We start from the raw sequence: 23,252 nt of genomic DNA on the forward strand, positions 1-23,252 counted from the left end.
TGCCCATCACACAAGCGCCTTTGCTTCATCGTCCATGGTGCCGCCCACCTGATCGCCATAGAGCAGCATGTCGGTATGCGCCGCGCCGCTGGGGATCATCGGGAAGCAGTTCGCTTCCTTCGCTACCCGGCAATCGACGATCGCCGGTCCGTCATGTGCAAGCATGGCTTCGATCCCGGAATCGAGCTGGCCTTCGTCCTCGATGCGAATGCCTTTCCAGCCATAGGCTTCGGCCAGCTTCACGAAATCGGGAAGGCTGTCCGAATAGCTGTTCGAATAGCGGCTTTCATAGGTCAACTCCTGCCACTGGCGGACCATGCCCATGTATTCATTGTTGAGGATGAACACCTTGACCGGCAGGCGATACTGGCTGGCGGTGCCCAGTTCCTGGATATTCATCTGGATGCTTGCTTCGCCCGCAATGTCGATCACGAGACTGTCCGGATTGCCAAGCTGCGCACCGATCGCGGCGGGCAGGCCATAACCCATGGTCCCCAGGCCGCCGCTGGTCAGCCACTTGTTGGGGCCGAAGAACCGGAAATACTGGGCCGCCCACATCTGGTGCTGGCCGACCTCGGTGGTAATGATCGGATCACGGTCGCGGGTCAGCGCAAACAGCCGCTCAATGCTCTTCTGCGGCATGATCAAATCGCTGCCGCGTTCGGGATAGGCAAGGCAATCGCGCGCTTTCCAGCCGAGAATACGAGCCTGCCATTCGGACAAGTCCCGCGGTTTGCGGCCACCCCACGCTTCGAGCATCTGATCGAGCACATGCGCGCAATCACCGATAATGCCCAGATCGACGGGGACGATCTTGTTGATGCTGGCGCGGTCGATATCGATGTGGATCTTGCGGGCTCCGGGCGCGAAGGCATCCAGCCGCCCGGTCACGCGATCATCGAAGCGGGCGCCGATCGCGACGATCAGGTCGGCGCGGTTCATCGCCATGTTGGCTTCGTAGGTGCCGTGCATGCCGAGCATGCCGAGCCAATCGGGATGCTCGGCAGGAAAGGCCCCAAGGCCCATCAGCGTGCTGGTCACCGGCGCTCCGGTGGCAGACTGGAGCTTGCGCAGCAATTCGCTCGCCTGCGGACCGGCATTGATGACCCCGCCGCCGGTGTAGAACACGGGCCGTTCGGCCGCGGCGAGCATTTCGACCGCTTCGGCAATCTCGTCGGCAGCCCCGACCATGCGCGGCTGATAGCGATGCGAGGGCAGCGGCGTGCCGTCCTGTCCGCTCTGCGTCGCCAGCGCGATCTGGACGTCTTTGGGAATGTCGACGACCACCGGGCCGGGACGCCCCGTGGTGGCGATGCGGAATGCTTCTTCGATCGTCGCGCCCAGCCGTTCGGGGTCTTTGACGAGGTAGTTGTGCTTGGTGCAGTGGCGCGTCAATCCGACCGTGTCGGCTTCCTGGAACGCGTCGGTCCCGATCAGCGCCGTGGGCACCTGCCCGGTGATCACCACCAGGGGGATCGAATCCATATAGGCATCGGCGATGCCCGTCACGGCATTGGTCGCCCCCGGTCCGCTGGTTACCAGCACGACGCCGGGCTTGCCGGTCGAACGGGCGTAGCCTTCGGCGGCATGCGCCGCGCCCGCTTCATGGCGAACGAGAACGTGACGGATATCTTCATCGGCGAAGAGTTCGTCGTAGATCGGCAGGACCGCGCCGCCGGGATAGCCGAAAACGAATTCGACACCCTGCCGCTTGAGGCATTCGATCAGGATTGCAGCGCCGCTGCGCTCGGTGGTCACACTATCCTCCAGCCCGATCCGGGCATTTCAGAACACAAGTCGGCCCGACGCTGGGGTCTCAAGCGCCGGGCCGACATGCACTCAAATACGATGCTTCAATTACGCGGTCAACCTTCTGCATGAAACAAAGAAACAAAAAAATCGTGTTTGGCGATAGTTTTGTTATCCGTACGCACCCAGTCGGCGGGTGGTTGGTTGCGAAACCACGTGTATTGGCGCTTGGCATACTGGCGCGTAGCCAGCTGGCCAGCCGCGATAGCTTGAGCGCGCGATAGTTCGCCTTTGATCAGGGCGGCGATTTCACGCACTCCGATGGCGCGCATCACCGGGAGGCCGGGGTCGAGTTCGCGAGCCAGCAGCGCCTCCACTTCGGCGATCGCACCGGTATCGAGCATGCGTTCGAAACGCAGGTCGCAGCGCGCGTTGAGCCAACCGCGGTCGGGCAGCAGCACGAGTGGGTGAAGCACCACTTCCTTGGCGATCCCCCCGCGTTTATGCGCCTGCCATTGCGCCAGCGTGCGCCCGGTCGACCGGATGACTTCGAGTGCGCGGGCCGTTCGCGTGGCATCGGCAGGCGCAAGGCGCGCCGCCGCTTGGGGATCCTCCGCCTCGAGCGCCGCCCGCGCGCGCACCTGGTCCAGATCCCGCACCGCCGCGCGAATGTCCGGGTCGATTTCTGGTACGGGGGCGATGCCCTCCAGCAGGGTGCGCAGGTAGAGCCCCGTTCCGCCGCACAGGATCGGAACGCCGCCACTGGCGTGAATCTCGCGAATGGTGTCGCGCGCCGCTGCGGACCAATCTGCGGCCGAACAGGATTGCGCCCCGTCCCAGGTTCCGAACAATCGGTGCTCGATGCCCTGCGTTTCATCCTCCGAGGGGCGTGCCGAGAGGATATGCAGCTCGCGGTAGACCTGCTGGCTATCGGCGTTGACGACGACCCCGCGGCGCCCGTCGCGCGCCAGCCGCTGCGCCAGATCAACCGCGAGTTGGCTCTTGCCGCTGGCAGTCGGCCCTGCAATGAGCGCCACCGGCTTGTTCTCGGGAGATTTCGAAGTGCTCATCGCGCGGCTGATAGCAGACATGGACGGCGTGGAAACGCGTCTCGACGCCGCGCTGCGGGCATGCGCCGATGCCGGGATGCCGGTGGCCATGGCAGGCATGCTCGATTTTTGTAGCGACGTGCTCCAGATTTCGCTTCCGAACGGCGAGCGCGCCCGGCTTACCGGCTTCCTGACCGAACATTTCGGCGAATGCGACCTGCTGGTCGCGGATCACGAGATCGAGGTGCCGCGGCTGTTCGTATCCGACATGGATTCAACAATGATCGGGCAGGAGTGCATCGACGAGCTCGCCGATTTCGCCGGTATAAAGGACAAGGTCGCCGACATTACCGAACGCGCGATGCGCGGCGAACTCGAATTCGAAAGCGCACTGAAGGAGCGTGTCGGGCTGCTCGAAGGGCTCGAGGAAGGCGCTATCGCCACCTGCCTGGACCAGCGCATCCAGCCGGTGCCGGGTGCACGGGCGCTGGTGAATACCCTGCGCAGCAAGGGCTGCCGTACGGTCCTGGTGACTGGCGGATTCCATCATTTCGCCGATCCGGTGGCCGAGCAACTCGGCTTCGAGCGCGTCGTGGGCAACCGCCTCGGCGTGGCGGGCGGGGCGTTGACCGGGCTTCTGGCCGGACCGGTCAGCGATGCTTCGACCAAGCTCGCTACGCTGGAGGACGAACGCTCCCAACTTGGCGAGGGCGCGCGCGTGCTGGCGACGGGCGACGGGGCCAACGACATTCCGATGATCGAGGCCGCCGATTACGGCATCGCCTACCGCGCCAAGCCCAAGGCGCGCGAAGCAGCCAACGGCCGGATTGCCAGCGTCGAACTGACTGCGATCCTCAAGCTGCTCGGAATTGCGGAGAGCGAATGGGTGGAGGATTTCGATCCGGCCTAGCCATGGCGCGCTTTTCCAATGCGAGATGGGGCTGAACTGGTAGCAAACGGGCACCATGAACGATCAGATCAGCCTCGGCGCTTTCACCTCTGTCGATTTCAGATCGGCGCGCGACGGCACTCCCTTGCGCGACCCGCGCCGCCCCAGGCCGCGCTATCGCCCCTTCGCCGCTTTCGGTCACTTCCGCGAATTGCTGAAGGACAAGGAGAATACTGCCGAGGTCTTCAAGATCTACGATGCGCTGCCGTCCGGGCAGTTCGTGCCGCGTGTACGCGAACTCGCGCTCAGCCCGCATGGCGAGGCGCTACGCGCGAGCGAACCGTTCCTGCCGCCCATTCTCGACGACCATGCCGCCTTGCGCCGCCATCCCGAGGGTACGGTGGCGCACGCCTATTGCGATTTCATGGAACGTGAAGGCCTGACTGCCGCCGGGCTCGTCGAAGAGTCGGAGAAGTCGGGCAGTCAGAGCTATGACGACCTGATCCAGTGGTACGGCTATCGCCAGCGCGATACGCACGATCTGATGCATGTGCTCACCGGATATGGGCGGGATGCACTGGGTGAACAATGCGTATTGTTGTTTACGCACGGGCAATCCCCCAGCCATGGTCATTTGCTGCTGGGCTATGCCGGTGCCCTGCATCTCAAGCGGCTAGTCCGAAGCGAAGCCCCGGTGATGAAAGCCGTGCGGCAAGCGCATCGGACCGGGAAAGCCTGCCCGCCGCTGGTAGGCCTTTCGATCCGCGAACTGCTGGGCAAGAACCTCGCCGAAGTGCGGGCGCAATTCCGTATTCCCGATCCACACTGGTACCGTGTCTGCCACCATGTCTGGCGTCAGGACGGGATCGATCCCTATGACCTTCTGGCGCAGCAGGGGGACGAGGTCGCCGCTGTGGCCTGATCCTAGAGCCAGCTGGCAATCCGGCTGAGCGGTTTCTTATCCAGCGCGTGCGCGGGAACGCTTGCATCCTTCGCCGGGTGCCCGACCACCACGATCATCACCGGCTTTTCATGATCGGGCCGGCCGCAAATCGCGCGCAGGAAGCCCATCGGAGAGGGCGTGTGGGTCAGTGTGGCCAACCCGGCTTCGTGCAGCGTGGCAAGCAGCAGGCCGCAGGCGATCCCCACGCTTTCGCTGACATAGTAGTTCTGCGTCTCACCATCCTCCTCGATCCCGCCCTTGCGCTGGGCGAAGACGACCACCAGCCACGGTGCGGTTTCGAGGAAGGGCTTGTCGGCATCGGTCCCCAGCGGCTCCAGCGCTTCGAGCCACTGCGTCCCGGCCTTGCCCGCGTAAAACTCGCGTTCCTCGGCTTCCGCCGCGTCGCGGATCGCGCGCTTGGTTTCGGGCGTTGAAATCGCCGCGAAATGCCAGGGCTGGTGGTTTGCTCCATTGGGCGCGCTGCCGGCCGCTTCGATGGCGGCTTCGACAATCGCGCGCGGGACCGGCGTGTCGGCGAAATACCGGCAGGACCGCCGTAGCTTCAGCCGGTCGCGCATGGCCTCCGCCCGCGCGATGCGTTCGCCATCGGACAGGTCGGGGAGCGAGTAGGGGACGGTTTCGTGATCGCGCATGATGCGGATCTATACCAAGCGGCGTTCAGCGCAATTCCTTGCGGACCACCAGCTTGAGGCCGGACCAGTCCTCGTTGACCGCGCATTGCTTGGTGTCCACCAGTCCCAGCGGGAGCGCAATCTCACGAACCAGCTCCTCGGAAAGGGCGAAGGGCGCACCGTCCGCCCGTGCCGGCCAACTGACCCAGACATGGCCGTCGCCTGCCATATGTTCGCGCAGTTCGGCGAGCTTCAATGCAAGCGCAGCCTGTTCGGTCACGAAGATGTGTGCAGCATCGGGCCCCTCTTCGGGGCCGCGAACGAACGTAAGCTCGAGTGCGTATTCACCGATTTCGTCCTGAATGCTTTCGGGCATGCCGTCGAACCACACCCGCTGGCCATCGCGCAGGCTGAGCTTCTTCGCCAGAGGTGTCTCGCGATAGTCAGCCTTCACGCGGTCAGCCTTCCATCCAGTCGGCGAAAAAGCTCTGATGTGCGGCGCGCATCGCCGCGACCGAATTGCCGAACAGCGTATCGCCCCCGGTGCGACCGATGCGGCGGAAACCGATCGAGGCGGTTTCATCGTTTTCAGTGCCCTTGGCGAGCGCCTCGTTGAGTGCCTGGGTGTCGGGAACAGTGACGACATAGCGTCCCTGATCCTCGCCGAACCACCAGGCCGCCTTGGAATACTCTTCGTTCCACTCGACCTCGGCGCCGATACCTCCCGCCATCGCCATTTCTGCGAGTGCGATGGCGAGACCGCCGTCGGAAACGTCGTGCACGGCGCTGACGAGACCGTCGGCGATCAACTGGCGGACGATGCGGCCCGCGTTCTTTTCGACGGTGAGGTCGGTCGGCGGGGTGCGGCCTTCGTCGCGGCCATGGATTTCGGACAGCCACAGCGACTTGCCGAGATGCGAACGCTCGGGGTCCGCGGTCGCCCACTCCTCCGCATGGAGCAGGTAGATCGTTTCGCCCGCTGCCTTGAATGGCATGGTCATCATGTGCTCGTAATCGTCGATCAGGCCGACGCCCCCGATAGCGGGTGTGGGCAGGATTGCACTGCCACCCCCAGTCGCCTTGCTCTCGTTGTAGAGCGAGACATTGCCCGACACGATCGGGAAGTCGAGCAGGCGGCAGGCGGCGCCCATGCCTTCGAGCGCATGGACGAACTGGCTCATGATCTCGGGGCGCTGCGGGTTTGCGAAATTGAGGCAATTGGTCACCGCCAGCGGGCGCGCGCCGACCGCGCACAGATTGCGGTAGGCCTCGGCAATCGCCTGTTTGCCGCCTTCATAGGGATCGGCATGAACATAGCGCGGCGTGCAATCGGTAGTGATCGCGAGCGCCTTCTTCGTCCCGTGCACGCGGACGACACCGGCATCGCCGCCGGTCTGCAGCGTATCCGCGCCGACCTGGCTGTCGTATTGCTCGGCGATCCAGCGGCGCGAGGACAGGTTTGGCGAGGCGAGCAGCTTCATCACGTCACCGCCGACATCGTCGGTGTCGGGACGCTCGCGCATCGGCGCAATGCCTGCCCAGGCAGTGTAGTCTTCCTTGGACAGATAGGGCCGGTCGTATTCGGGCGCGTCTGCCGCTAGCGGGCCGAGCGGAATGTCGCAGACGACCTCGCCATCGAATTCGAGCACCATGTGCTGCGTATCGGTGACTTCGCCGATGATCGCGAAATCGAGCTCCCATTTGTCGAAAATGGCCTGCGCCATGGCTTCCTTGCCGGGCTTGAGGACCATGAGCATCCGCTCTTGGCTCTCGCTCAGCATCATCTCGTAGGGCGTCATCCCGTCTTCGCGGCACGGCACCTTGTTCATGTCGAGACGGATGCCCGCCTTGCCATTGGTCGCCATTTCGACGCTGGAAGAGGTCAGGCCCGCGGCGCCCATATCCTGGATCGCGACGATCGCGTCGGTCGCCATGAGTTCGAGGCAGGCCTCGATCAGCAGCTTTTCGGTGAAGGGGTCGCCCACCTGCACGGTGGGGCGCTTGGCATCGGCGTCTTCCTCGAAATCGGCGCTGGCCATGGTCGCGCCGTGAATCCCGTCGCGCCCGGTCTTCGATCCGACATAGACGATCGGATTGCCCACGCCGGTGGCGGCGGAATAGAAGATTTTGTCCTGGTCGGCGACGCCCACGGTCATCGCATTGACGAGGATATTGCCGTCATAGGCGGGGTGGAAATTGGTCTCGCCGCATACGGTCGGCACGCCGACGCAATTGCCATAGCCGCCGATGCCGGAGACGACGCCCTTGACCAGGTGCTGCATCTTGGGGTGGTCGGGCCGCCCGAAACGCAGCGCATTGGCATTCGCCACCGGGCGCGCGCCCATGGTGAAGACATCACGCAGGATGCCGCCGACGCCGGTCGCCGCGCCCTGGTAGGGCTCGATATAGCTGGGATGGTTGTGGCTCTCCATCTTGAAGATCGCCGCCTGCCCGTCGCCGATGTCGATGACGCCGGCGTTCTCGCCGGGGCCGCAGATCACCCAGGGTGCCTCGGTCGGCAGTTTCTTGAGATGGAGGCGCGAGCTCTTGTAGGAGCAGTGCTCGGACCACATGACCGAGAAAATCCCCAGCTCGACCAGATTGGGCTCGCGGCCAAGCGCGTTCAGGACGCGGTCGTATTCTTCGGGGCTGAAGCCGTGCTGCTCGACGACTTCGGGGGTGATCGCGGATTCGACAGATGCCATACGCGCGCGCTTAGCGCTGCACGCTCCCGACCGCCAGTCCCACGTGGTTTTTATGCCACCGGGTCGACTGCACCCAGAACGCGAGCGCAGTCAGTATGCCGAAGGCCAGGAAGGCGGTCGCAGAAAAGGACGCCCCGGCGTGTTCGGGTTCGGAGCCGAACCAGTTCAGTGCCTGGAACAGCAGCAAGGCGGCCAGCAGGATCAGCGGAGGAAGCAGCGGCCCCTTGGTGCGGGCGATATAGAAACCATAGGCGAGCAGCAGGAGGCCCAGTTCGAGCGGGATCGCGACGATGGGGAAGTTCCACAGTCCGAGGCCGTATTTCTCCGCGCCTCCGGCAAGCGTCAGATCCGGCCTGTGGACGAGCAGGTCGAGCACCCAGTGACTTGCGACGACGAAGGCCGCCCAGCTCGCAGCCACTAGACTTCGTGTCCCCAGCCAGATCAAGGCGGCAAAGCCGATCGCCCAGAGTGCGGTGCCAAGCAGGCTGTGCGTATAGGGCATATAGTAGAGGTCGAGCGGGTTCATCGCGGTGATACCGGGCACGATCCGCAATCTCTCGATCCCGCCGAGGGTCAGCGTGAACAAGGCCCAGTCGGTCAGCTGCGCCCCGATGAACAGCACGCCGAGCCGCGGGGCGTCCTCGCTGATCCCGCGCGCCAGGAATGCGGGAGCGAAATGGCCTATGAACATGCGCTCAGCCGAATTTGTCGGCGGCCAGCGTCGCGGCAGAAGCGGCCAGGGCGGTAGCAAATGCGCCCCAGGCAATGTCGGCCACGGTCACCGCAGTGGACCAGGTTCGCATCGTCGCCTGGTTGGTCAGATCGTAGGTCGCGTAGCAAATCGCCCCCAGCAGCGCCCCGTTGAGCGCAGCGGCGGCAAGCCCCTGGGCCAGTCCCGGGCGCACCGCGAACCAGACGATGGCGGCGATATAGGCAGCGTAGAATACCAGCGCCGGAGCCATGCGGAAACTGTCGGCGAGGATGTCTCCCAGCCGGGGACGGTAGAAATTGGGCCCGGCCCAGCCGAGCCACGCGGCGTCCAAAGCGCCGAAGACCAGAGCTGCGGCGATGAAGGCGACAATCCACGTCATATTCGCTCCCCCGTTTCGGTATACTTGACCGGGCGCAGGCAGACCGTCAATGCTCGCGGGCAATGGCAGAGGAACAGTCACATATTTCCGAGATGAGCTTCGAGCAGGCCCTGCGCGAGCTTGAGAGTGTCGTCCGGCGTCTCGAAAGCGGCGATGTACCGCTCGACGAGAGCATCGATCTGTACGAGCGCGGCGAACAACTGCGCAAGGCATGCCAGTCGCGGCTGGACGCTGCACAGGCGCGGATCGAGAAGATCGTAGCGGGCAGCGACGGCAAGCCCGCGGGTACCGAGCCGTTCGATGCGGGCGGGGCCGCGTGAGCGTCGCAACCGCGATGCCCAGCCTGCTCGGCCAAGCTTTCGAGCAGGTCCAGTCTGAAGTCGATAGCGTCTTCGATGCGTTCCTTCCCGTGCCCGACGATACGCGCGCACGGCTGATCGAGGCGATGCGTTACGCCGTGATCGGAGGCGGCAAGCGGGTGCGCCCGCTGCTGCTGGTGGCGACCGCGGAACTGTTCGGCGTCAATCGCAACGCCGCGATCAACGCGGGCTGTGCAGTCGAAGCGATCCATGCCTATTCGCTCATCCACGACGATCTGCCGTGCATGGACGATGACGAGATGCGGCACGGCAAGCCGACCCTGCACAAGGCGTTCGACGAAGCGACTGCCGTGCTTGCGGGGGACAGCCTGCATGCGCTGGCGTTCGACATTCTGACCCAGCCGGACACCAGCACCGATCCCTTCGTTCGCGCGGAACTGGTTGCCACGCTGGCGCGCGCCAGCGGGCACGACGGGATGGCGGGCGGCCAGATGATGGATATCGTCTCCGAAGAACAATCCTACGACCTGCGCCAGGTCACCCGGCTGCAGCAACTCAAGACCGGTGCCCTGCTGGCCGCCAGTGTCGAGATGGGCGCGGTGCTGGGGCGGGTGGCGCCCGAAGGACGCACCCATCTGCGCGCCTATGCGCGCGATATCGGGCTCGCCTTCCAGATTGCCGACGACCTGCTCGATGTCGAAGGCGACGAGACGCTGGCCGGCAAGGCGCTGCGCAAGGACGAGGAACAGGGCAAGCAGACCTTCGTCACGCTGATGGGCGTCGAACAGGCGCGGGCGCAGGCGACGATGCTGGTGGAACAGGCGGGCGACCATCTCGCCAGCTACGGCGACGATGCCCGGCTGCTTGTCGAACTGGCGCATTTCATTGTTAAGAGGGACCATTAATGGCCAAGCGCATCGGCATCTATCCGGGCACGTTCGATCCAATCACGCTGGGTCACATGGACATAATCGAGCGCGGCGCGAAGCTGGTCGACGAACTGATCATCGGCGTGACCACCAATATCGCGAAGTCGCCGATGTTCGATGACGACGAACGTATCGCCATGGTCGAACGCGAAGTTGCCGGCATTGCCAACCAGAGCATCCGTGTGGTCGGGTTCAATTCGTTGCTGATGGATTTCGCCGACCAGATGAAAGCGGGCATCGTGATCCGCGGCATTCGCGGGGTGACCGACTTCGAATATGAATACCAGCTCACCGGGATGAACCGGCAGCTCAACGATCACATCGAAACGGTATTCCTGATGGCCGATGTCGAACTGCAGCCGATCGCCAGCCGCCTGGTAAAGGAAATCGCCTTCTACGGCGGCCCGATCGGCAAGTTCGTCACGCCTGCCGTGCGGCAGGACGTCGAGGCGCGAGTGAAGAAACTCGGGCCGCGCGGGGGCTGAGCTTCGCAGGCACCTATTCATTGAACGGACAGACGCCCCTCGCTAGGGGCCTGCAACCCAGGACATTGCCACGGAATGACGATGCTCAAGACTTCGCTTGCCCTTGCCGCCGCATTGGCGCTCGCTTCGACACCCTTCGCCGCCCAGGCGCAGGACGACGCCGCTGTCGACGCTGCCGCTACGGCGGAAACCGCTGCGGATACGCGGGTGTTTTCGCCAGTGAACTTCAATGTCGAAGAAGACCGCGAAAACATCCTGCTACTAGACCTGTCGAACGGCGAACGCGTCGCGATCCGGCTGAAGCCCGACTGGGCGCCCAACCATGTCGAACGCATCAAGACGCTGACCCGGCAGGGATTCTACGACGGGGTGATTTTCCACCGCGTCATCGACGGCTTCATGGCTCAGACCGGTGATCCCACCGGTACTGGCACGGGCGGATCGCAGCTGCCCGACATCGCGGAAGAGTTTCACGGCATGCCGCATGTCCGCGGTACCGTCTCGATGGCGCGCGCGGGCAGCCCCGACAGCGCCAACAGCCAGTTCTTCATCGTTTTCTATCCACGTTTCAACCTCGACCAGAACTACACCAACTTCGGGCGCGTGATCGCCAACATGCCCGCAGTCGATGCGATCCAGCGCGGCGAGCCGCCTGCGAATCCAACGCGGATCGTGCAGGCTTCGATCGCGGCGGACAACAAGCCGGTGCCGGCCATGACAGCTCCGCGGGTGCAGGACGAAGACATTTCGGCCAGCGATCTGAACGCGCCGCTCGGCAACTGACTTTCCATCGCGTCGCACCCGGACTAGGGGCGGCGCGATGAAAGTCGACCTTTTCGATTTCGAACTCCCGCCCGAGCGGATCGCGCTTCGCCCCGCGCGCCCGCGCGATGCCGCACGCATGCTTGTGGTGCGCGGCGCTGGCCCCTTCGAGGATCGCGGCGTGCGCGACCTGCCAGAGATGTTGCGGGCGGGCGACGTGCTCGTGTTCAATGACACCCGCGTCATACCTGCGCAGCTCGAAGGGCGGCGGGGAGAAGCCCGGATCGGCGCGACTCTGCACAAGCGGATCGACCTGCGACGCTGGCAGGCTTTCGTGCGCAATGCCAAGCGACTGCGGATCGGCGATGTCGTCGAATTCGGCGGCGGCGTGGCAGCGACCGCGGAAGAGCGGCTCGAGGATGGTAGTTTCGTGTTGGCCTTCGCGGGCGAAGAGCCCGTCGAAATCCTGCTCGAACGCGCCGGACGTATGCCATTGCCGCCCTATATCGCCGGCAAGCGCGCCACCGATGCGCAGGACCGTGAAGACTACCAGACGATGTTCGCAGCCGAGGACGGCGCGGTTGCCGCGCCGACTGCCGCGCTGCACTTTACGCCTGAACTTATCGGGGCGCTCGACGCTGCCGGGATCGGGCGCGAGACGCTGACGTTGCATGTCGGTGCGGGCACCTTCCTCCCGGTGAAGGCTGACGATACCAGCGATCACGCGATGCACTCCGAATGGGGCCGGATCGAACCTGAAGCCGCGGCACGCCTGAACGCCGTGCGCGCGGCCGGCGGCAGGGTGATCGCGGTGGGGACGACCAGCCTGCGCTTGCTCGAAAGCGCGACGGGGGAAGACGGGATCATCGGTGCCTTCGCTGGCGATACCGATATCTTCATCACCCCGGGATACCGCTTTCGCGCGGTCGATGGCCTGATGACGAATTTTCACCTGCCGAAATCGACGCTGGTGATGCTGGTGAGCGCCCTGATGGGCCGCGAACGCATGATGGACGCTTACGCGCACGCCATCGACAGCGAATACCGCTTCTACAGCTACGGCGATTCCTCGCTGCTGCTGCCACACGACTGAGCGGACAGATTGCCGGTATCGAGCAACCGCTCGATCAGAGCGTCGTCGGCGGGGATGCGCCCGTCGAGCATCAGCATGGCGATACCGTGCACCATTGCCCACGACTGCAGGGCGAGCGTTTCGGCGCCGTCTGGATCGCCGACCAGCGCGCGTGAATTGGCTGTCAGCAATGCGTATGCTTCATCGGGTGTCGCCGATCCGTCCACCGGGTGGCCCTGGGTGAACATCAGCCGGAACAGGGCAGGGTGGGCGAGCGCAAAGCGGACGTAGGTGCGGCCCGTTTCGGTAAATCCTTGCGATCCACCGCCTGCACGTTCGGCGGCAGCGGCCTGTTCCTTGCCCAGCAGGTCCAGTCCTGCGCGGGCGAGCGCGGCATCGAGTGCCTGCTTGTCGGGAAAGTGCCGATAGACTGCGGTCGCAGAGACCCCGACCACGCGCGCCAATTCGCGCAGCGAAGGCGCTTTGCCTTCGGCACCTTCGAGCGCGGCCAGTCCGGCTGCCAGCAAGGCGTCGCGCAGGTTCCCGTGATGATAGGCTTCGGGCGATGTTGACACTGTTATCATAACCTCTATGTTTACGGCGTTCACTTTAATCGGAGCGAGTCGGTCATGGCAAGTGTCGTCGAGAAAACCATCCGCAGGGCGGTTACGCCTGCCGTACAGGCAGTCGCCAGCATCAACCGGGCACGCTTGCCCGGTCCGGCTGAAAACCCTTTCCTGCGGGGGATCCATACCCCGATGGCCGATGAACTGACGCTCGCTAATCCCACCGTAACCGGAACCATTCCTGGCGAGCTCGACGGGCGTTATGTCCGCATCGGGCCAAATCCCTTCGGCAAGGCGGGTAAGGGCCATCACTGGTTCCTCGGCGACGGGATGGTTCACGGCGTCCGGCTGAGGGACGGCAAGGCCGAGTGGTACCGCAACCGCTTCATCCGTTCCGCAGAGCTCGAAGGCAAGGGCGGCCCGGCGGCGGTTGGCGGTCCGCGGCGCGGCTTCGGCGATACGGTCAACACCAATGTCCTCGATATCGGCGGCAAGATCATGGCGCTGGTCGAGGCCAACAGCTTCCCTATCGAACTCGACGGCAATCTCGATAGCGTCGCCTATTCCGACTTCGGCGGCGGGCTGACCGGTTCCTTTACCGCGCACCCGCATCAATGCCCGGACACCGGCGAATACCACGCGATCTGCTACGATGGCCCGTCGCAGGATACCATCCGCCACGTCGCCATGGACGGCAGCGGCAGGGTGCTGAGCGAAACCGAGATCGCGGTAAGGCATGGCCCCTCGATCCACGACTGCGCGCTGACCCGGAACTTCGCGGTCATCCTCGACCTGCCGGTGACCTTCTCAATGCAGGCGCTGATTGCGGGGCACAAGTTTCCCTATCGCTGGAACCGCAGCCACCGCGCACGGGTCGGATTGCTGCCGCGCGGGGGTAGCAACGGGGACGTGGTGTGGCACGAGGTCGACCCCTGCTATGTCTTCCACGTCGGCAACAGTTTCGAAGACGAAACCGGCCGGGTGATCATCGACGTCTGCCCCTATGAAACCATCTTCGACGGCGAAATGCCCGGGCCATACGGCAAGCCTCTGGGGCTCGAGCGCTGGACGGTGGACGGGCAGGGCGGGAAAGTCGTCCGCGACACGCTCGACACGGCGGGACAGGAATTCCCGCGACCGGACGAACGCTATTTTACCAAGGCGCATCGCTACCTGTGGGCGATCGGCATGCCCGCCGATGGCGATCTCGAATTCGTTGCGCCGATGCCGCTCTATCGCCACGACCTTGCCACCGGCGAACGGGTGCAGCGCGATTTCGGCGAAGGCCGCATTCCCGGTGAATTCGTTTTCGTTCCGCGCACGCCCGATGCAGCCGAGGGCGATGGCTGGATGATGGGTTATGTCATCGACCGCAACCGGCAGACCAGCGCGCTAGAGATTCTCGACGCGATGACGCTCGGCGTGGTCGGGACGGTCGAGATCCCGCACCTGATCCCTCCGGGCTTCCACGGCAACTGGATCGCCGCTAGCTAGGAGATGTGGAGCCGATTCTCGAACTCTCCGGCCTGTCGAAGGTCTATCCCGGCGGGCTGACCGCGCTCGACAATGTCGATCTTACCATCAACAAGGGCGAGGTCTTCGCACTGCTCGGGCCTAACGGGGCAGGCAAGACCACGCTGATCGGCGCAGTATGCGGGCTCGTGCGCCCGACTTCGGGAAGTATTCGCGCTTTCGGGCACGATCTGGCGTCCGACTGGCGCCGCGCACGCAGTCGTATCGGCCTGGTTCCCCAGGAACTCAGCACCGACATGTTCGAACCCGTCCACCGCGCGGTAAGCTATTCGCGCGGCTTGTTCGGGCTTGCCCCCGACCGGGACCGGATCGAGGAAATCCTGCGGTCGCTCAGCCTGTGGGACAAGCGCGACGAGCGCATCATGGCCTTGTCCGGCGGGATGAAGCGCAGGGTACTGATCGCCAAGGCTCTGGCACATGAGCCGGACCTACTGTTTCTCGATGAACCCACGGCAGGCGTCGATGTCGAGTTGCGCAAGGGAATGTGGGCGATCGTCGACACGATGCGCGAGCGCGGTGTCACGATAATTCTCACCACGCATTATATCGAGGAAGCCGAGCTGATGGCCGACCGTGTCGGCATCATCAATCGCGGCAAACTGCTGATGGTGGACCAGAAGGATGCGATGATGGCGCGGCTCGGCCGAACCGAAGCGCATATCACGCTGGCCAGGCCACTTGCCGCCTTGCCGCCCGAAATCGCCCGCTTCCCGGTAGAACTCGAACCGGGTGGGGAAGTGCTGTGCTACCGCGGCGGCGACGGAACGGGGAAGGGCAAGGCCGAAGTGGCTGCGCTAACCAAGGCGTTGATTGCCGCGGACATCGATTACGTCGGCATCGACACACGCGAAAGCAGCCTCGAGGAAATCTTCGTTTCGCTGCTCGGTGAAGGGAAGGCAGCATGATCTCGTGGCGCTCGACCTGGTCGATATACACCCGCGAACTGATGCGCTTCCTGCGCACCGCCTTCCAGTCGGTGCTCGCGCCGGTACTCACCACATCGCTATATTTCATCGTCTTTGGCGCGGCGATCGGAGGGCGCATGCCTCATCTGGGCGGGGTGGATTACGGCGCCTTCATCATTCCGGGCCTGCTGATGCTCACCCTGCTGGGCGAAACGACCAGCAATTCCAGTTTCGGGATCTACATGCCGCGTTTCACCGGGACGATCTACGAACTGCTCAGCGCGCCTGTCGGAGTATCGGAGACGCTGTTGGGGTTCGTCGGTGCGGCAATGACCAAAAGCCTGCTGCTCGCCGCGATCATCCTGCTCACCGCGCGCCTTTTCGTCGACTATTCGATCGCGCACCCTGTGCTGGCGGTGTTCTATATCATGCTCGTCGCGGCGGCCTTCAGCCTGTTCGGGTTCATCCTCGGCATCTGGGCGGATAATTTCGAGAAGCTGGGCATCATCCCGATGCTGTTCCTCACGCCGCTGACCTTTCTCGGGGGGACGTTCTATTCGATCGATATGCTGCCCAGGCCGTGGGACACGATCGCGCTGGCCAATCCGATGGTCTACCTGGTCAGCGGCCTGCGGTGGACTTTCTATGGCCAGAGCGATGTGAACATCTGGATCAGCTTCGGCATAACGCTGGGTTTCCTGGCGATCTGCGTGGCCGTGATTGCGTTCATTTTCCGCACGGGATGGCGCCTGCGCGCATAATGCGACTGATCGATTGCGGGGTGGCGAGGCCCGGAGCAAGACGCTAATCGCAGTGTATGCGGTTCACGGTGTTCCTCATCCCTTCGCTCTTTGTCCTCGCTAGCTCGCCCGCCCATGCCGAGCTTCCCGAAGGCGCTCGCGCTATGTTGGAAGCAGCAATTGCGACCGGCGATGAGGAGAAGGTCGCCACCGTACTTGATCTCGCCCGCAGCACTTGGCCCGACCAGGCGGCGGATATCGATGCGATCGCGCAGGAATGGAATACGGCGCTGGCTGCCCGCAATGCGGAGCGCGCGAAACTGGCGGCCGAACGCGCCGCGCAGGAAGCCGAAGCCATCCGGACCGCGGGTCTGTTTGACCGGTGGAGCGGCCAGGGCGAACTGGGCGCCTTCCAGTCGGGGGGCAATACGGATTCGGTCGGTGTCGCAGCATCGCTCAAGCTCGACCGCGAAGGCATCGACTGGACGCACACCATCCGGCTGAGCGCGGATTACCAGCGCCAGAACGGCACCACCAGCCGCGAACAATATGTCGCGTCCTACGAACCGCGCTGGCAGTTCGGTGAAAACGTCTTCGCCTATGGCCTCGCGCAATTTCAATACGACCGGATTCAGGGCTTTTCGGCGCGTTACTCGCTATCGGGCGGTCTGGGTTACCGTGTGATCGACGGAGGACCGTTGCAGCTGTCGGTCAAGGCTGGCCCGGCTTACCGTGTGACCGAGTTCACCGATGGCAGCAGCGCCAGCCGGATCGCGGGGCTCGTCGGCCTCGATTTCGACTGGCAGCTGCTCGAACGGTTGAAATTGACGCAGGATGTGGAAGCGCTGGCGGAAACCGGCGGCCGCGCGACGGTGATTTTCGATAGCGCGAACACCACCGTCAATCTCGTTACCGGACTTGATTTCCGGGTCAGCAACCGCTTGCGCTCGCGGCTGTCCTACAAGATCGAATATGACAGCAATCCGCCGGCCGGCTCGGTCGGCACCGATACGCTGACTCGTGCCACTCTCATCTACGGCTTCTGACCATGAGCGAACGTTTCGCATTCACCATCGACGCGACCGACGGGGCTGCGCGCACCGGGCGCATCGCCATGCAGCGCGGCACCATTCGCACGCCTGCCTTCATGCCGGTCGGGACTGCAGCGACAGTCAAGGCGATGAAGCCCGAAACCGTCCGCAAGACAGGAGCCGACATAATCCTCGGCAACACCTACCACCTCATGCTGCGACCCGGCGCCGAGCGGATGGCGAGGCTTGGCGGCCTGCACAAGTTCATGAACTGGCAACGGCCCATCCTGACCGACAGTGGCGGCTACCAGGTGATGAGCCTGTCCGAACTGCGCAAGCTCACCGAGAAGGGGGTCGAGTTCCGCAGCCACATCGACGGTTCCAAGCACATGCTTACGCCCGAGCGCAGCATGGAAATCCAGCGCATGCTGGGCAGCGACATCGTGATGGCGTTCGACGAATGCCCGCGCGCCGATCGGCCGCGCGACGAAATCGCCGCGAGCATGGAAATGAGCATGCGCTGGGCCCGGCGCAGCCGCGATGGGTTCGATGCAGGCGGCGAACACGCGCAGCGATCCGCATTGTTCGGTATCCAGCAGGGCGCGCTGGACGAGGAATTGCGCCGTATAAGCGCGGACAAGCTCACCGATATCGGTTTCGACGGCTATGCCATAGGCGGGCTGGCGGTCGGCGAAGGCCAGGAAGCGATGTTCGCCACACTTGACTTCGCACCCGGCCAATTGCCCGCCGACCGGCCCCGCTATCTGATGGGGGTCGGCAAGCCCGACGACCTCGTCGGTGCGGTGGAGCGCGGGGTGGACATGTTCGACTGCGTGCTGCCCAGCCGGTCCGGGCGCAACGGACAGGCGTTTACCTGGAACGGGCCGGTCAACCTGCGCAATGCGCGTTTTGCCGAAGACGAGGAACCGCTCGACAGCCGCTGCACCTGCGATACCTGCGGGACCTACTCGCGCGCTTACCTGCACCATCTGGTGAAATCGCAGGAAATCCTCGGCGCGATGCTGATGACCGAGCACAACATCGCCTTTTACCAGCAGCTGATGCAGGCGATGCGCGATGCGATCGCGGAAGCGCGGTTCGCCCAGTTCGCGCGCGATTTCCGCCGCGACTACTTGCAGTGAGACGAACCGGCGATACCGTGCGGGTATGAGAAAAGGCCGCGCCGGTTCCGCTGCTCCCGCGAGATGGGGGCTTTCCCCCAATCGCAAGGCAATGCCGCGCGAACAGAGCTATATTCTCGCCTTCGCCGGGCTGACGATCCTTGCCTGGCAGACCGGCTTCGGAACGCTTGCGCTGATGCCGTTCACGTTGCTGGCCACCTGGTTTCACGAAATGGCGCACGGGCTGAGCGCAATGGCGCTCGGCGCTGAATTCCATCGCCTCGTGATCTTCGCCAATGGCTCGGGCTTTGCCGAGTTCTCCGGCAGCATCGGCTACCTCGGGCAGGCGGCCATCGCGGCGGCAGGGCTGCTGGGTCCCAGTGTCGCGGGCTGCCTGTTGATCGTCGCATCGCGCTCGCGGCGGGCCACGCAGCTGGCGCTGCTGGTTCTCGCATGGGCGCTCGCGATCTCGACGGCGGTGTGGGTGCGCTCGGTCGCCGGATGGGTGGTGCTTCCGCTGTTCGCTGCAGCAGCCGGGTACATCGCGTTGCGCGGCAGTGCCAAATGGCAGCGGATCACGGCGGAATTCCTCGGGGTACAAGGCGTGGTGAGCGTCTATCAGGACCTTGGCTATTTGTTCAGCCCGGGCGGCACGGTCGGCGGCAAGTCCGCGCGATCCGACACCGGCCTCATCGCCGACGCTTTGTTCCTGCCCTACTGGTTCTGGGGCGGCCTGATCACGCTGACGATCCTCGTCATGGTGTGGCTGTCGCTTCGGTTTGCCAGCCGATACTGACCGGACAACAAAAAAGGCGGCCCCGTGAGGGACCGCCCTTTTGCTGTGTCGCTGCCGCTTGGGCTTAGCGCGAGTAGAACTCGACCACGAGGTTCGGTTCCATCGTGACCGGGTAGGGCACTTCGTCGAGCTTGGGCACGCGGGTGAAGGTCACCTTGTCGTTGCCATCGGGGCTGACGTAGTCGGGAATGTCACGCTCGGGCAGGCTCTGCGCTTCGATGACCAGCGCCATTTCCTGTGCCTTCTTGCCCAGCGAAACGACGTCGCCGACCTTGACGCGCGCCGAGGCGACGTTGGTCTTCACACCGTTGAGATAGATATGGCCGTGGCTCACGATCTGGCGCGCAGCGAAGATGGTCGGTGCGAACTTGGCGCGATAAACGACCATGTCGAGGCGCTGTTCGAGCAGGCCGATCAGGTTCTGACCGGTGTCGCCCTTGATCCGCGACGCTTCCATGTAGGTGCGCTTGAACTGCTTCTCGGTCACGTCGCCGTAATAGCCCTTGAGCTTCTGCTTGGCGCGCAGCTGGAGACCGAAGTCGCTCGTCTTGCTCTTGCGGCGCTGGCCGTGCTGGCCCGGACCGTAGGAACGCTTGTTGACGGGGCTGTTCGGGCGACCCCAGATGTTTTCACCCATCCGGCGGTCGAGCTTGTACTTGGCGCGGGTGCGCTTCGTCATAGTCTTTCCTTCAATTTGCTGGGCCATCCCGTTGACGGCCATTCAACCCGGCATCGCACCGTCGTTCCTTCGACACGCTCAGGAGTTCGACGCGGCTACCGCTTCACCGGGGTGCGGAGCCAATTCGCGAAGGCGCGCTAGTAGCAATATGGCGCGGTTCGTCAAGCACGAAGATAGGCGCTCGACAAGCACCGGCAGGCGGGGCAGGGCGCATTGCCATGAACGATGATTTCAAGCTGCCTGAAAACTGCGCCGACATGCGTGATGTACGCGCCGGCGTCGATGCCACCGACCGCGAGCTGATGGAATTGCTCGACCGGCGGTTCGGCTACATGCGGGCGGCCGCGCGGATCAAGCCCGATCGGGCGATCGTGCGCGACGAAGCACGCAAGCGCGCGGTCATCGACAATGCGCGCCGCCACGCGCAGGATCGCTCGCTGCCGGCAGAGCCGATTGCGCAGATCTGGGAAATGCTGGTCGAGACGTCGATCGACTACGAACTGGCCGAATGGGACCGGATCAGGGCTTAGGTCCGCGCCCCAGCGACGACAGGACACCGCGCAGCGTCCGCACCTCGAGATGGTTCCAGCCGGGCTTGGTAAGCACTCCGCGCAAGGTCCGCCGGGTGGCTTCCGCGCGTGCCGCGGGCAGGAAATAGCCCTTGGGTTCGAGCATGGTTTCCAGATGCGCGATCAGCCCGTCGAGCTCTTCCTGCGGTGCAGGGGGAGCAGTTCTTCCTGCGTGGGCTGCACCAGTTGCTCGTGCTTCGACCATTCATAAGCGCACAGGATTACCGCCTGCGCCAGATTGAGCGATCCGAATTCCGGATTGATCGGCACCGTCAGGATCGCCCGCGCAAGCGCGACGTCCTCGGTTTCCAGGCCCGAGCGTTCTGGTCCGAACAGGATTGCACTGCGTCCCTGTGCGGCGGCCATTTCCTGGCTTGCTTCCTCGGGCGTGACGACCGGCTTGGTCACTCCGCGCTTGCGCACCGTGGTGGCGTAGACATGCGCGCAATCGGCCACCGCCTCCGCAGTGGTCGCAAAGACCTGTGCCCGGTCGAGCACGACATCGGCCCCGGCCGCTGCCGGACCCGCCGAAGGGTTGGGCCAGCCATCGCGCGGTTCGACCAGTCGCATCTCGGTCAGCCCGAAATTGAGCATCGCGCGGGCTGCCTTGCCGATGTTCTCGCCCAGCTGCGGGCGCACCAGCACGACGACGGGTTTGTGCGTGTCAGCCGCGCTCATGGGCGGCCGCTTCCTGCACCGTACTGGCAAACTCTTCGAAATCCCGCGCTTCGCTGAAGTCGCGATAGACCGAGGCGAAGCGGATATAGGCGACGCTGTCGAGCCCGCGGAGCCCGTCCATGACCATTTCGCCGATACGCTGCGAGCCTATTTCGGCCTCGCCCGCGGTTTCGACTTGGCGCTGGATCCCGCTGACCAGCTGGTCGATGCGTTCCTGCGGAACGTCGCGCTTGCGGCAGGCGAGCGCGATCGACTGTTCGAGCTTGCCGCGTTCGAAAGGCTGGCGGCGGTCGCCCGACTTGACCACGGTGACTTCGCGCAGCTGTACCCGTTCGAAGGTGGTAAAGCGCGCGCCGCAGCTCGAACATTGCCGACGCCGCCGGATCGAGGTCGAATCCTCGGTCGGACGACTGTCCTTTACCTGGCTGTCGTCATGCGCGCAGAAAGGGCACCGCATTTACGGTCGGAGACGCTTGTAGAGCATGTATCCCGCGCCCGCGACGAGCCCGATCGGCCAGGTCACGACGGGCAGCAGGCCCCCTGCGATTGCGCCCACGGCAGCACCGGTCAGCACGGGTTTCGTCGAAGGGTGGTCGAGGCCCTTGCTCGCCATGTCCTTCACTTCGTGCTTCGCGTCGGAAAGCAGTTCGTGATCCTGATGTTTGGGATTCTGGTCGTCCATCGCTTTTCTCCTCAGCGGCCGGGATAGACGGGGAAGGCAGAGCACAATTCGGCCACCTTGCCGCGCACCTTGTCTTCCACCTGCCCATCGCCTTCGGGGCCATTGCGCGACATTCCGTCCACCACCTCGCAGATCAGCGCGCCGATCGTCCGGAATTCCTCAGGGCCGAAACCCCGCGTGGTCCCTGCCGGTGTGCCGAGGCGGATGCCGCTGGTCACGAAGGGGCTGCGCGTGTCGTAGGGGATGCCGTTCTTGTTACAGGTCAGCCATGCGCGATCGAGACCGGTTTCGGCGGCCTTACCGGTCACGTCCTTGGCCGTAAGATCGACCAGCATCGAATGGTTGTCCGTCCCGCCCGACACGACGCGCAGGCCATTGGCTTCGATGGCTTCGGCCAGAGCGCGGGCATTTTCGACCACGCGCGCGGCGTAATCCTTGAAGTCCGGGCGAATCGCTTCGCCGAAGGCGACTGCCTTGGCAGCCACGACATGCATCAGCGGGCCGCCCTGCATGCCCGGGAAAACCGCCATGTTGAACGGCTTGGTGAGTTCCTCGTCGTTCCACAGGATCACGCCCGAACGCGGCCCGCGGAGGGATTTGTGAGTGGTGCTGGTGACGACATGGGCATGGGGGAAGGGGTTGGCATGCGCGCCGCCCGCGACGAGCCCGGAGATGTGGCTCATGTCGACCATCAGGTAGGCCCCGACCTCGTCGGCCACCTTGCGGAAGGCTTCCCAGTCCCAGCTACGCGAATAGGCGGTGCCACCGGCGATAATGAGCTTGGGCTTGTGCTCCTTCGCCAGCGCCATCACTTCGTCCATGTCGATCAGCTCGTTATCCTGGCGCACGCCGTAGCTGACGGGGTTGAACCACTTGCCACTCATGTTGACCGGCGATCCATGCGTGAGGTGACCACCCGAATTGAGGTCGAGACCCATGAAGGTATCGCCCGGCTGCAGCAGCGCGAGGAAAACCGCCTGGTTCATCTGGCTGCCCGAATTGGGCTGGACGTTGGCGAAATTGCACCCGAACAACTGCTTCGCGCGCTCGATCGCCAGCGTTTCGATGACGTCGGCATAATCGCAGCCGCCGTAATAGCGCTTGCCCGGATAGCCTTCGGCATATTTGTTGGTGAACACGCTGCCCGTGGCTTCGAGAACCGCGTTGGAGGCGATGTTCTCGCTGGCGATCAGCTCGATCTTGTCCTGCTGACGCGCCAGTTCATTGCGGATCGCATTGTGGATCTCGGGATCGGCTTCCGCCAGCGTATCGTGCCAGAAGCGGTCCATAGGGTCGCGCGCGGTGTCTTTTGCCTGGGTAGCCATA

The 23,252-nt window shown here is 64.1% G+C and carries 26 protein-coding genes and 1 pseudogene; 14 read left to right on the forward strand and 13 right to left on the reverse strand.

Annotation, left to right across the window (positions count from 1 at the left end; all coding sequences use genetic code 11):
- Positions 1-6: 6 nt before the first annotated feature.
- Together ilvB and miaA are read right to left on the reverse strand one after the other, a co-directional pair.
- On the reverse strand, positions 7-1,758 hold the full coding sequence (gene ilvB, locus WKH79_RS03190; protein ID WP_341859586.1) for a biosynthetic-type acetolactate synthase large subunit: 1,752 nt from the start codon (positions 1,756-1,758) through the stop codon (positions 7-9).
- A 107-nt stretch (positions 1,759-1,865) separates the two neighbouring features.
- Complete coding sequence (gene miaA, locus WKH79_RS03195) at positions 1,866-2,819, reverse strand: tRNA (adenosine(37)-N6)-dimethylallyltransferase MiaA (RefSeq protein WP_341859587.1); 954 nt, start codon at positions 2,817-2,819, stop codon at positions 1,866-1,868.
- Positions 2,820-2,838: 19 nt separating this feature from the next.
- Here miaA and serB point away from each other — a divergent pair, with 19 nt between their 5' ends.
- Together serB and WKH79_RS03205 are read left to right on the forward strand one after the other, a co-directional pair.
- A complete protein-coding gene (gene serB / locus WKH79_RS03200) occupies positions 2,839-3,708 on the forward strand; it encodes a phosphoserine phosphatase SerB (protein WP_341860085.1) in 870 nt (289 codons plus the stop codon).
- Positions 3,709-3,763: 55 nt separating this feature from the next.
- The gene (locus WKH79_RS03205) at positions 3,764-4,609 is read left to right on the forward strand and encodes a Coq4 family protein (protein WP_341859588.1); all 846 of its coding nucleotides are present in this window, start codon (positions 3,764-3,766) and stop codon (positions 4,607-4,609) included.
- Between the two features lie 2 nt (positions 4,610-4,611).
- On the opposite strand, the gene WKH79_RS03210 is transcribed toward WKH79_RS03205, so the two are convergent.
- The 5 genes from WKH79_RS03210 to WKH79_RS03230 are packed head-to-tail and all read right to left on the reverse strand — an operon-like array spanning position 4,612 to position 9,058.
- Positions 4,612-5,283 carry a nitroreductase family protein gene (locus WKH79_RS03210; RefSeq protein ID WP_063505811.1) on the reverse strand — a complete coding sequence of 224 codons (672 nt, stop codon included), beginning with the start codon at positions 5,281-5,283 and terminating at the stop codon, positions 4,612-4,614.
- Between the two features lie 25 nt (positions 5,284-5,308).
- Positions 5,309-5,716 carry a DUF3052 family protein gene (locus WKH79_RS03215; RefSeq protein ID WP_341859589.1) on the reverse strand — a complete coding sequence of 136 codons (408 nt, stop codon included), beginning with the start codon at positions 5,714-5,716 and terminating at the stop codon, positions 5,309-5,311.
- A 4-nt stretch (positions 5,717-5,720) separates the two neighbouring features.
- Positions 5,721-7,967 (reverse strand): phosphoribosylformylglycinamidine synthase subunit PurL, encoded by a 2,247-nt coding sequence (gene purL / locus WKH79_RS03220; RefSeq protein ID WP_341859590.1) that lies wholly within the window; start codon positions 7,965-7,967, stop codon positions 5,721-5,723.
- 10 nt (positions 7,968-7,977) lie between these two features.
- Complete coding sequence (locus tag WKH79_RS03225) at positions 7,978-8,658, reverse strand: hypothetical protein (RefSeq protein WP_341859591.1); 681 nt, start codon at positions 8,656-8,658, stop codon at positions 7,978-7,980.
- Between the two features lie 4 nt (positions 8,659-8,662).
- Entirely contained in the window at positions 8,663-9,058 is a 396-nt protein-coding gene (locus WKH79_RS03230) for a DUF2177 family protein (protein WP_063505807.1), read from the reverse strand.
- A 62-nt stretch (positions 9,059-9,120) separates the two neighbouring features.
- Here WKH79_RS03230 and WKH79_RS03235 point away from each other — a divergent pair, with 62 nt between their 5' ends.
- The 5 genes from WKH79_RS03235 (at position 9,121) to queA (ending at position 12,647) form a co-directional block, all read left to right on the forward strand.
- On the forward strand, positions 9,121-9,378 hold the full coding sequence (locus tag WKH79_RS03235) for an exodeoxyribonuclease VII small subunit (RefSeq protein ID WP_050600635.1): 258 nt from the start codon (positions 9,121-9,123) through the stop codon (positions 9,376-9,378).
- 14 nt (positions 9,379-9,392) lie between these two features.
- A complete protein-coding gene (locus tag WKH79_RS03240; RefSeq protein WP_341860086.1) occupies positions 9,393-10,283 on the forward strand; it encodes a polyprenyl synthetase family protein in 891 nt (296 codons plus the stop codon).
- Positions 10,283-10,792, forward strand: coding sequence for a pantetheine-phosphate adenylyltransferase (coaD, locus tag WKH79_RS03245; RefSeq protein WP_063512514.1), 510 nt, complete (start codon positions 10,283-10,285; stop codon positions 10,790-10,792). Before WKH79_RS03240 ends, coaD begins: the two co-directional genes overlap by 1 nt.
- A gap of 81 nt (positions 10,793-10,873) precedes the next feature.
- Positions 10,874-11,575 carry a peptidylprolyl isomerase gene (locus tag WKH79_RS03250; RefSeq protein WP_230832921.1) on the forward strand — a complete coding sequence of 234 codons (702 nt, stop codon included), beginning with the start codon at positions 10,874-10,876 and terminating at the stop codon, positions 11,573-11,575.
- A 37-nt stretch (positions 11,576-11,612) separates the two neighbouring features.
- Positions 11,613-12,647: a tRNA preQ1(34) S-adenosylmethionine ribosyltransferase-isomerase QueA gene (gene queA / locus WKH79_RS03255; protein WP_341859592.1), complete on the forward strand. Its 1,035-nt coding sequence runs from the start codon at positions 11,613-11,615 to the stop codon at positions 12,645-12,647.
- Here queA and WKH79_RS03260 read toward each other — a convergent pair.
- Positions 12,611-13,210, reverse strand: a complete 600-nt coding sequence (locus WKH79_RS03260; RefSeq protein ID WP_160766894.1) for a TetR/AcrR family transcriptional regulator — start codon at positions 13,208-13,210, stop codon at positions 12,611-12,613. The genes queA and WKH79_RS03260 overlap by 37 nt on opposite strands.
- A gap of 45 nt (positions 13,211-13,255) precedes the next feature.
- Here WKH79_RS03260 and WKH79_RS03265 point away from each other — a divergent pair, with 45 nt between their 5' ends.
- From WKH79_RS03265 to WKH79_RS03290, 6 genes are all read left to right on the forward strand, one after another.
- On the forward strand, positions 13,256-14,686 hold the full coding sequence (locus WKH79_RS03265) for a carotenoid oxygenase family protein (protein ID WP_341859593.1): 1,431 nt from the start codon (positions 13,256-13,258) through the stop codon (positions 14,684-14,686).
- 5 nt (positions 14,687-14,691) lie between these two features.
- Positions 14,692-15,630 carry an ABC transporter ATP-binding protein gene (locus tag WKH79_RS03270; RefSeq protein ID WP_050600630.1) on the forward strand — a complete coding sequence of 313 codons (939 nt, stop codon included), beginning with the start codon at positions 14,692-14,694 and terminating at the stop codon, positions 15,628-15,630.
- Positions 15,627-16,391: an ABC transporter permease gene (locus WKH79_RS03275; protein ID WP_341859594.1), complete on the forward strand. Its 765-nt coding sequence runs from the start codon at positions 15,627-15,629 to the stop codon at positions 16,389-16,391. The genes WKH79_RS03270 and WKH79_RS03275 overlap by 4 nt, the downstream gene beginning before the upstream one ends.
- Before the next feature lie 143 nt (positions 16,392-16,534).
- Positions 16,535-17,416 (forward strand): DUF481 domain-containing protein, encoded by an 882-nt coding sequence (locus WKH79_RS03280; protein WP_341859595.1) that lies wholly within the window; start codon positions 16,535-16,537, stop codon positions 17,414-17,416.
- Positions 17,417-17,418: 2 nt separating this feature from the next.
- Complete coding sequence (gene tgt / locus WKH79_RS03285; protein ID WP_050600628.1) at positions 17,419-18,543, forward strand: tRNA guanosine(34) transglycosylase Tgt; 1,125 nt, start codon at positions 17,419-17,421, stop codon at positions 18,541-18,543.
- A 91-nt stretch (positions 18,544-18,634) separates the two neighbouring features.
- Positions 18,635-19,318, forward strand: a complete 684-nt coding sequence (locus WKH79_RS03290) for a M50 family metallopeptidase (RefSeq protein WP_341859596.1) — start codon at positions 18,635-18,637, stop codon at positions 19,316-19,318.
- A gap of 64 nt (positions 19,319-19,382) precedes the next feature.
- Here the strand turns inward: WKH79_RS03290 and rpsD are convergent, their stop codons facing one another.
- Positions 19,383-19,997, reverse strand: coding sequence for a 30S ribosomal protein S4 (rpsD, locus tag WKH79_RS03295; RefSeq protein ID WP_050600719.1), 615 nt, complete (start codon positions 19,995-19,997; stop codon positions 19,383-19,385).
- A 218-nt stretch (positions 19,998-20,215) separates the two neighbouring features.
- Here rpsD and WKH79_RS03300 point away from each other — a divergent pair, with 218 nt between their 5' ends.
- On the forward strand, positions 20,216-20,527 hold the full coding sequence (locus tag WKH79_RS03300; RefSeq protein WP_050600626.1) for a chorismate mutase: 312 nt from the start codon (positions 20,216-20,218) through the stop codon (positions 20,525-20,527).
- Here the strand turns inward: WKH79_RS03300 and WKH79_RS03305 are convergent.
- From WKH79_RS03305 to glyA, 4 genes and pseudogenes are all read right to left on the reverse strand, one after another.
- Positions 20,517-21,244, reverse strand: a pseudogene (locus WKH79_RS03305) (RNA methyltransferase). The gene WKH79_RS03300 and the pseudogene WKH79_RS03305 overlap by 11 nt on opposite strands.
- Positions 21,231-21,701 (reverse strand): transcriptional regulator NrdR, encoded by a 471-nt coding sequence (gene nrdR / locus WKH79_RS03310; protein WP_341859597.1) that lies wholly within the window; start codon positions 21,699-21,701, stop codon positions 21,231-21,233. The pseudogene WKH79_RS03305 and the gene nrdR overlap by 14 nt, the downstream one beginning before the upstream one ends.
- Entirely contained in the window at positions 21,702-21,926 is a 225-nt protein-coding gene (locus WKH79_RS03315) for a hypothetical protein (protein ID WP_050600623.1), read from the reverse strand.
- Positions 21,927-21,937: 11 nt separating this feature from the next.
- Positions 21,938-23,251, reverse strand: coding sequence for a serine hydroxymethyltransferase (glyA, locus tag WKH79_RS03320; protein ID WP_341859598.1), 1,314 nt, complete (start codon positions 23,249-23,251; stop codon positions 21,938-21,940).
- Position 23,252 lies beyond the last annotated feature (1 nt).

Origin of the sequence: Qipengyuania sp. GPGPB31 (assembly GCF_038396345.1) — a bacterium.
GTDB classification, from domain to species: Bacteria; Pseudomonadota; Alphaproteobacteria; order Sphingomonadales; family Sphingomonadaceae; genus Qipengyuania; species Qipengyuania citrea.

Excerpts from the sequence above, each read along its gene's own strand:
- WKH79_RS03275 (WP_341859594.1), top strand. The coding sequence starts at position 15,627 with ATGATCTCGTGGCGCTCGACCTGGTCGATATACACCCGCGAACTGATG.
- rpsD (WP_050600719.1), bottom strand. The coding sequence starts at position 19,997 with ATGACGAAGCGCACCCGCGCCAAGTACAAGCTCGACCGCCGGATGGGT.
- tgt (WP_050600628.1), top strand. The coding sequence starts at position 17,419 with ATGAGCGAACGTTTCGCATTCACCATCGACGCGACCGACGGGGCTGCG.
- WKH79_RS03300 (WP_050600626.1), top strand. The coding sequence starts at position 20,216 with ATGAACGATGATTTCAAGCTGCCTGAAAACTGCGCCGACATGCGTGAT.
- WKH79_RS03230 (WP_063505807.1), bottom strand. The coding sequence starts at position 9,058 with ATGACGTGGATTGTCGCCTTCATCGCCGCAGCTCTGGTCTTCGGCGCT.
- WKH79_RS03205 (WP_341859588.1), top strand. The coding sequence starts at position 3,764 with ATGAACGATCAGATCAGCCTCGGCGCTTTCACCTCTGTCGATTTCAGA.
- WKH79_RS03280 (WP_341859595.1), top strand. The coding sequence starts at position 16,535 with ATGTTGGAAGCAGCAATTGCGACCGGCGATGAGGAGAAGGTCGCCACC.
- WKH79_RS03240 (WP_341860086.1), top strand. The coding sequence starts at position 9,393 with ATGCCCAGCCTGCTCGGCCAAGCTTTCGAGCAGGTCCAGTCTGAAGTC.
- WKH79_RS03265 (WP_341859593.1), top strand. The coding sequence starts at position 13,256 with ATGGCAAGTGTCGTCGAGAAAACCATCCGCAGGGCGGTTACGCCTGCC.
- WKH79_RS03315 (WP_050600623.1), bottom strand. The coding sequence starts at position 21,926 with ATGGACGACCAGAATCCCAAACATCAGGATCACGAACTGCTTTCCGAC.
- WKH79_RS03235 (WP_050600635.1), top strand. The coding sequence starts at position 9,121 with ATGGCAGAGGAACAGTCACATATTTCCGAGATGAGCTTCGAGCAGGCC.
- WKH79_RS03225 (WP_341859591.1), bottom strand. The coding sequence starts at position 8,658 with ATGTTCATAGGCCATTTCGCTCCCGCATTCCTGGCGCGCGGGATCAGC.
- nrdR (WP_341859597.1), bottom strand. The coding sequence starts at position 21,701 with ATGCGGTGCCCTTTCTGCGCGCATGACGACAGCCAGGTAAAGGACAGT.
- WKH79_RS03260 (WP_160766894.1), bottom strand. The coding sequence starts at position 13,210 with ATGATAACAGTGTCAACATCGCCCGAAGCCTATCATCACGGGAACCTG.
- miaA (WP_341859587.1), bottom strand. The coding sequence starts at position 2,819 with ATGAGCACTTCGAAATCTCCCGAGAACAAGCCGGTGGCGCTCATTGCA.
- WKH79_RS03210 (WP_063505811.1), bottom strand. The coding sequence starts at position 5,283 with ATGCGCGATCACGAAACCGTCCCCTACTCGCTCCCCGACCTGTCCGAT.
- WKH79_RS03290 (WP_341859596.1), top strand. The coding sequence starts at position 18,635 with ATGCCGCGCGAACAGAGCTATATTCTCGCCTTCGCCGGGCTGACGATC.
- purL (WP_341859590.1), bottom strand. The coding sequence starts at position 7,967 with ATGGCATCTGTCGAATCCGCGATCACCCCCGAAGTCGTCGAGCAGCAC.
- queA (WP_341859592.1), top strand. The coding sequence starts at position 11,613 with ATGAAAGTCGACCTTTTCGATTTCGAACTCCCGCCCGAGCGGATCGCG.
- glyA (WP_341859598.1), bottom strand. The coding sequence starts at position 23,251 with ATGGCTACCCAGGCAAAAGACACCGCGCGCGACCCTATGGACCGCTTC.
- serB (WP_341860085.1), top strand. The coding sequence starts at position 2,839 with ATGGACGGCGTGGAAACGCGTCTCGACGCCGCGCTGCGGGCATGCGCC.
- WKH79_RS03250 (WP_230832921.1), top strand. The coding sequence starts at position 10,874 with ATGCTCAAGACTTCGCTTGCCCTTGCCGCCGCATTGGCGCTCGCTTCG.
- coaD (WP_063512514.1), top strand. The coding sequence starts at position 10,283 with ATGGCCAAGCGCATCGGCATCTATCCGGGCACGTTCGATCCAATCACG.